Annotated in this window: 6 protein-coding genes and 1 pseudogene; 5 read left to right on the forward strand and 2 right to left on the reverse strand. The window is 48.2% G+C overall.

Annotated features, from left to right (window positions below; genetic code table 11):
* Both AC1DUA_RS22180 and AC1DUA_RS22185 read left to right on the forward strand, forming a co-directional pair.
* The coding region (locus tag AC1DUA_RS22180; RefSeq protein ID WP_477501841.1) for an aldo/keto reductase at positions 1-238 on the forward strand (238 nt) is incomplete at its 5' end.
* Between the two features lie 34 nt (positions 239-272).
* Entirely contained in the window at positions 273-1169 is an 897-nt protein-coding gene (locus tag AC1DUA_RS22185) for an aldo/keto reductase (RefSeq protein WP_477501842.1), read from the forward strand.
* A 143-nt stretch (positions 1170-1312) separates the two neighbouring features.
* Here AC1DUA_RS22185 and AC1DUA_RS22190 read toward each other — a convergent pair whose 3' ends face one another.
* Positions 1313-2155, reverse strand: coding sequence for a WYL domain-containing protein (locus AC1DUA_RS22190; protein ID WP_477501843.1), 843 nt, complete (start codon positions 2153-2155; stop codon positions 1313-1315).
* A complete protein-coding gene (locus tag AC1DUA_RS22195) occupies positions 2130-3455 on the reverse strand; it encodes a helix-turn-helix transcriptional regulator (RefSeq protein WP_477501844.1) in 1326 nt (441 codons plus the stop codon). The genes AC1DUA_RS22190 and AC1DUA_RS22195 overlap by 26 nt, the downstream gene beginning before the upstream one ends.
* A gap of 163 nt (positions 3456-3618) precedes the next feature.
* Here AC1DUA_RS22195 and AC1DUA_RS22200 point away from each other — a divergent pair, with 163 nt between their 5' ends.
* The 3 genes and pseudogenes from AC1DUA_RS22200 to AC1DUA_RS22210 all read left to right on the forward strand — a co-directional run.
* The gene (locus AC1DUA_RS22200; protein WP_477501846.1) at positions 3619-5031 is read left to right on the forward strand and encodes an RtcB family protein; all 1413 of its coding nucleotides are present in this window, start codon (positions 3619-3621) and stop codon (positions 5029-5031) included.
* Positions 5032-5225: 194 nt separating this feature from the next.
* Positions 5226-5354: pseudogene (locus AC1DUA_RS22205) on the forward strand (DNA polymerase beta superfamily protein); the annotation flags it as partial.
* A 111-nt stretch (positions 5355-5465) separates the two neighbouring features.
* Positions 5466-6736, forward strand: a 1271-nt coding sequence (locus AC1DUA_RS22210; protein WP_477501845.1) for an RtcB family protein, incomplete at its 3' end; no start/stop codon positions are given.

A 6736-nucleotide genomic window follows, 5' to 3' on the forward strand; every position in this document is an offset into this window, starting at 1 on the left:
CCGCAAAGGTTTGACCGAGGAAAATATCGCCAAAGTTCAACAGCTTGAAGCCGTTGCTGCAGATTTAAACGTTTCTATTGGGAACCTAGCGCTTGCTTGGATCTTGCGTCAACCGAATGTTTCTAGTGCCTTAGTAGGTGCGAGCCGTCCTGCACAGGTTGAGGACAACGTGAAAGCTTCGGATATTATATTATCTACTGATGTTTTAGAGCGCGTGGAAGCAATCATGACGAAGTAATAAGACGAAATCTCTTCAAAGGAGAATAGCTATCATGGAAAAGCGTCTTTATGGTAAAACAGGCATGCAGGTTAGCGTTCTAGGCTTTGGCGGTGCTGAAATCGGCTTTTCCTCGGCTTCAATGGAAGACGTGGACAAGCTTCTAGGCAGTGCGCTAGATGCTGGTTTAAATGTGATCGATACGGCTGAATGCTACAACGTCAGCGAAGAGTTAATCGGGAAGACGGTATCGCACCGTCGAGATGACTACTATTTATTCACCAAATGCGGCCATGCATCTGGGTTTGACCTCCCTGATTGGGACCCTAAGATGCTGGAACTGAGCATAGACCGCAGCTTAAAACGTCTGAACACAGACTATATCGACGTGATTCATTTGCACAGCTGCTCGGAGGAATTACTTCGGCGAGGCGAAGTGATAGAGGTTTTGCAGCGCGCGAAGGAGCAAGGGAAAACGCGTTTCATAGGCTACAGCGGTGATCACAAAGCGGCTGAGTATGCGGTTCAATCCGGCTTATTCGACTCGCTGGAGACTTCGATCAATATTGCCGATCAGGAAGCTATCGAGCTTACCATTCCGGAAGCTATCGAAAGAGGCATGGGTGTGGTTGTCAAGCGCCCGATTGCCAATGCAGCATGGAAAACAGGTGAGAAACCGGAAAGTGCCTATCATCACGCTTATTGGGATCGTTTGCAGCAGCTGAAATACGATTTCTTGCAGACGGAACTGCAGGAATCTATTGAAGTTGCTCTGCGTTTCACGCTGTCTGTACCAGGTGTCCACACCGCTATTGTCGGCACGGCTAATCCGGGGCGCTGGCTGGAAAATGCGAAGCTGCTGGAACGAGGAAATTTACCGGAAGAAGCTTATGCGACTATTCGTAAAAGATGGCAGGAGATCGCCGAAGTCGACTGGATCGGCAAAGGCTAATAGGTCTGCCCACAATGAGGCTGTCCCAAAGAGTTTGGGACAGCCTCTTCAGCATCCCTGCGCATGCGGCAGGGAACGATGTTTTACATCGATCCCGCATCCTCCAGCGTTTGGCATCCGCACGTTCTTCCTCCTGCTTACTCTCACAGGTCCGCTCCCGCCACATCCTCAGCAGATTCCATTCCAGCTGGCGTCTCATACCTAGCCAAAGCCTTCTGAGCGGACTCCAGCATCCTCCGTTGCAAGTGCTCGCCATGCGTGACGCGCACCCGTTTGCCGAGGAAGCGCAGCTTGCTTAGCACATATTCAGCTTCATTGTTGAGATACGTTAACCGAATTGTATACGTACCTTCTTTGTCGTCATAATCGACCTGCTTCTCGAAGCAAGAGAACGCATATAGAATCCGTGACAATTCTCGATTGTATGATTTAATGACGGCGATGGTTGCATGGATGTGACGTTTTTTCAGCAACTTTTCGATTTGTACTTGTACCTCGGCAGCACGGTCAGGGGAGAATGGCAGATCATGAATGGCTTCGATATTGTCCAGCTTTGAGCTCATCATGGCGCGGTGTCTGAGATGATACCAGAGCAAGTACCAGTCTTTTTTGACCTGAGAATATTCGAGTTTATAGGGAAAAGCCATTTCATTAACCAAAATACGCTCATCCTTCACGCGGTAAGTAAGTCTGATGGCACCTTGTCGTGTAATCACTCGGCGGAGTGTGCGCAGCTGCGGATGAAACACATGTTTTTCTTTGCTCCGTGCCTTCTCTGTGAATGCTTCGGACAAATCCAAGGCAGGTTCTACATCCATTACCCGTTGAAGTTTCTCCAAGGTTGCTGGTGTGAAAGCATGCAAGGCAGCACGGTGGCTCAGCATTGTTTTTAACCATGACCGCTCCACGGAAGTCACCATGAACGTGCCTGAGTTCTCCAATCGCATGATCATATCATAGTTAAATATTTTCTCGAACAGGTTCATAATAGCCTGATAACTCCTTCCACTCCGCAATCATCTCCTGCCGGAATTCACTAGGTTCTAGCACCTCACAGCTCGATCCAAAGCTTCGAATCCAAGGCTTTATTTCCGTAGTGCCATTCACGGTGATTTCGTATACGAACGAATCTTCCAGCTCCTCCGTGATTTCTCCCCATTGTCCTTGGAGAAGCACGCGCTCTTTGATGAAATTCGGTCCAGATCGGCCTGGGTTGTAGAAGCGTACTTTTACCGTGACGGCACTCCCTGTGTCTATGACCCAGCTTAGCTTGATTCGCTCCTCTAAATCCAACTTTCTCTCATTAAAAAATGAGGCATCGACCAGCTCATCATGCTCAATCTGTGTCATCCCTTCGATCCGGAATTTACGGATGCCATGCCGCGAATCGTGGGCCAGCAAATACCATCGTCCATACTGGTGATCGTACACGATTTGCAGCGGCAGCGCCTTCTGCAGCTTACCTTCCATTTCCCGCTCGAATAAGGGATTCGTATTTTTTGAAGCGTAGGATTGGCCATTTTTGGGTGAAAAATAAAGAAATTGGATCTTGCGGCGCTGAGTGATCGCAGACAACAATCTGGACAAATGGGCTTCGTCTAGAATCCGGGAGTAGTACTGATATTTATACAGAAATGGCTCTACAGCCGTTAGTTCGGCCGAGTTCCGATTCATATGCTTTTTAAGTCCGTCACGTAGCAAATAGCCTTGTACAGAAGGCACCTGGGTATTGGCCATAACATCAATAAAATCATAGAGATCCGTAAGCTCATCTTGGGAAAGCTCGTCTATGAACGCATTATGTATACGGTATCGATAGGGGCGTGACCCTGAGGTTTTCGTAATGACGCCGACTTCCTCCAGATATTTCAGATCGTTTCGAATGGTTTTCTCATCCGGAAGAGATGCCTCGCTGGGGATGCTTTTACTGCAAGCGTCAAGCAGCTCAATCGCAGTCAAAGGCTGCTCGTTCAAAGCGGCTAGCAGCGCAGCGATCCGTTGACTCTCCGACTCTTTCAGTGATTTGGCCCGAAATAAGAACAGCAGCATGGGATCTGTTGAATCGAAATAGCTGTAGCGCATCATATCAGAGAATTCTTTCCGCTGCGCATCTGGTGCTTGCTGATACACGCGCGAGATGATTTCTTTTAATCGGCGTAATGTTTTATCAAAGGTATGTACCGAAATTCCGAGCCTCTCCGCAAATTGCTGTCGGCTGTACGCCCCACTTGTCAGCACGAACATCCGCAGAAACTGGACTTCTTTATCGAAGCTTTCCCTAGCCACACAATCCCCTCGCTCTTCCTCTAACCTGATCTTATTGTAGCAGGGCTGCGTTTAGGAGAAAATGGAAAAGTTTTCAGCTGTCGTCATACTTTCGCCATGTTCACCTCATCCTAAATAAGCGAAGATAGCTGTAGAAGACAAACGGAGGAGAAACGAGATGGAAATGAAAATGAATCATCACGGCAACAATCATTATGAAATGGAGTTGGCTCATGGTCGCCTTCACGTTTTTGCTAACAACGAAGTGTTTCAATCCTTTGAAAATCGTGTCTATGAAATGGCGGACAACAACCTGCGGATTCCCCGAAATATGCATATGAGCTACACGCCGGATGCCCACGTGGGGATTGGAACGTGCATCGGAACAACGGCTGTTTGGAGTCTAAAAGACGGCTTCGTTTCCCCCTCCATTGTGGGTGTGGATATCGGCTGCGGGATGCGTGTTCATACGACGTCACTGCACAAAAAAGATATACAAGACAAAGGCGTTCGCCGGGAATTGATCAAAGCTATTGAGAAGTATGTGCCGACCAATGAGCGCACGAACACGAATTACGCGGACATTGACATTATGGAAGTCGTGAAACATGGGTTGAAAGGACTGCCAGAATCGTATATTCCGAGTGAACGGTGGATGACGCATGTCGAGGAATCTACTTTCCAGTTCGACCATACTTACCTTGCAAAATTGCCTGCAAAAATCGGCAAATATGCGCATGGCCAGCTAGGGACGTTAGGCGGAGGAAATCATTTTATCGAGATTCAATATTTGGAGATAGCGGAAAAGCATCAGCAGCTGGCAGCACAATGGGGATTATTCAATGGTCAGGTAGTCGTCATGATCCACTCCGGTTCTCGCGCATGGGGGGCTAAATTAGGCCAAGAGTTTACCAAAGTTTTCAGAGAAGCGATGCAAAGTTGGGGGATTGAAAATCCTGACCGGAATCTCTTGTATGCCCCAATTTCGAGCGTTGAAGGACAAACGTACTTAAATCTGATGTATTCAGCTCTAAACTTTGCTGTTAGTAACCGGCATATGATTGCCTTCGGTGTGCGTGAAGCATTCAGGGAGGTTTTTGGAGAAAAGGAAGAGCTGCCCGTGCTCTACGATCTCATGCATAACTATGCGCTAAAGGAATTTCATCGCAATCAGCCGATGCTTGTTCACCGCAAGGGTGCCACAAGGGCGCTGCCAGCCGGACATTTCCTAAATACAGCTGCGTACAAAGCAACTGGTCATCCGGCCTTGATTCCCGGCTCGATGGGTACCTCCTCTTTTATCATGGTGGGGCGAGAGGAAGGGCTCAAGAACTTTTACTCCATCTGCCATGGCGCTGGTAGAGCAAGATCACGAAGAGCAACGAAAGAGCTGGTCACGGTCGATGAGTTTGCGCAATCGCTCAAAGTTGGTACAGAGGAAGAGATACTAGTGAACCATCGTTCCTTGCAAACGATCCTGGATGAGTGTCCGCAAGCCTATAAGGATGTGGATCAGATTATTGATAGTGTGGTTGGCGCTGCCCTTGCCGATGTTGTGGCGACTTGTAAGCCTATGGTTGGGATCAAAGGGGTTTAGACAAATAAGTATAACTAATCTTTCCGCCTCAGGGTGATTGACGTGATGTAGGTTTGGCTCGTATGATGTTTGTAAATGAATGGAAAGGAGGCCGACGATATGATTCGCAATCAAATTTCTATCTGTAAACTGACAATTGAATTAAGAAACATACCTTCGGTCTCAGCCGGGTTTGTGACGAATACGTAAGTCCTCTGTGGAGTGGCTTCAAAATACAGGCAGAACTGAAACAAATCGAACAAGAAGAGGGCGTTCGGATCTTATATGCTTGCGAGTCTGGCAGCAGGGCGTGGGGATTTCCGTCCAAGGATAGTGATTTTGAAGAAACCGCCAAACACATTTCAGTCTCTGGAGAAAAGCAGGATCAGGCTTTAGATGGTTTGTTCCGAGATGCACTGAAGGAGGCTTGGGGTTCATAGAGAGGATAATATTGAATGAAAGAAAATTATGTCCAACAGGTTCAGCTCCCTTCGGGGGTTGTCCATGTTTATGCAGCGCCTGAGCTGTTTAAAACGTTAGATTATCAAATTTTTCAGATGGCTAACAACAATTTGCAGATCCCGAATCAAAAATTTATGAGTTACACGCCAGACGTCCATGTCGGTGTAGGTACTTGCATCGGTACAACGGCGGCGTGGCATACCCACGATGGTTATGTGTCGCCGTCGATTGTCGGCAGTGATATCGGCTGCGGCATGAGAGTGCATATGACGAATGTGCATAAGGATGAGCTCAAAGATGTGAAGCTGCGTCGCAAGCTGGTGAAGACCATTGAGAAATACTTGCCTGTGGAAGATCACGCACGTGGTCACTTCTCTGATGTTCGTTTGGAGCATGTTGTGACCAAAGGTCTGCACGGCTTGCCGAAAAAATATATCCCGGATGGCTATACGCCAAGGAAGGCGACTTCCCTTACACATGTTGAGAGCAGCAAATTTGCATTGGATGAAAATGTGTTGAATCGCTTCCCGAATGCCATCTGGCATCGTTCGCATCGACAGCTTGGCACACTGGGCAATGGGAATCATTTTGCCGAAATACAAGCGATTGAGATCCACGAAGAGAACCGCGAGGTTGCGGAAGCGTGGGGCCTGTTTGACGGTCAAGTCGTGGTTATGATCCATTCTGGATCACGCGCTTGGGGTGGTTCTGTTAGCCAAGTAAGCAGCAGCGACATGGTGAAGGCCATGCGGACGCTGGGATTAGGAACTGCTGATCCGAAGCTGCTTTTTGCACCACTTGAGCATTCGGTAGCGCAGACCTATGTTAATTTGATGTACTCAGCGCTGAATTATGCCGTTGTGAATCGCCATCTCATCGCTTATGCGATTCGTGAGGCTGGTAAAGATGTGTTTGGCTCAAAGTTTGAAATGACGACCTTGTACGATCTCATGCATAACTATGCCTGGGAGGAGAAACATGAGGGCGAGTCCTACTTTGTACATCGCAAAGGGGCAACGCGTTCGCTTCCCGCAGGACACCCGGATAATCCGCAGCCTTACATGCACACAGGGCACCCCGCGCTGATACCGGGTTCGATGGGAACGGCTTCCTATATCATGGTTGGAGCGCCAGGCCGCATCCGCTCGCGAAGTGCAACGAAAAGGTTGATTAAACTGAGTGAATTTGCCGCCTCCATGCGTGTCGGGACCATTGATGAAATCGTTGTGAATCAAAAATCATTAGAGGCGATTCTCGATGAATC

Source organism: Paenibacillus sp. 01T422 (genome assembly GCF_056398785.1).

Excerpts from the sequence above, each read along its gene's own strand:
- AC1DUA_RS22185 (WP_477501842.1), top strand. The coding sequence starts at position 273 with ATGGAAAAGCGTCTTTATGGTAAAACAGGCATGCAGGTTAGCGTTCTA.
- AC1DUA_RS22190 (WP_477501843.1), bottom strand. The coding sequence starts at position 2,155 with ATGAACCTGTTCGAGAAAATATTTAACTATGATATGATCATGCGATTG.
- AC1DUA_RS22200 (WP_477501846.1), top strand. The coding sequence starts at position 3,619 with ATGAAAATGAATCATCACGGCAACAATCATTATGAAATGGAGTTGGCT.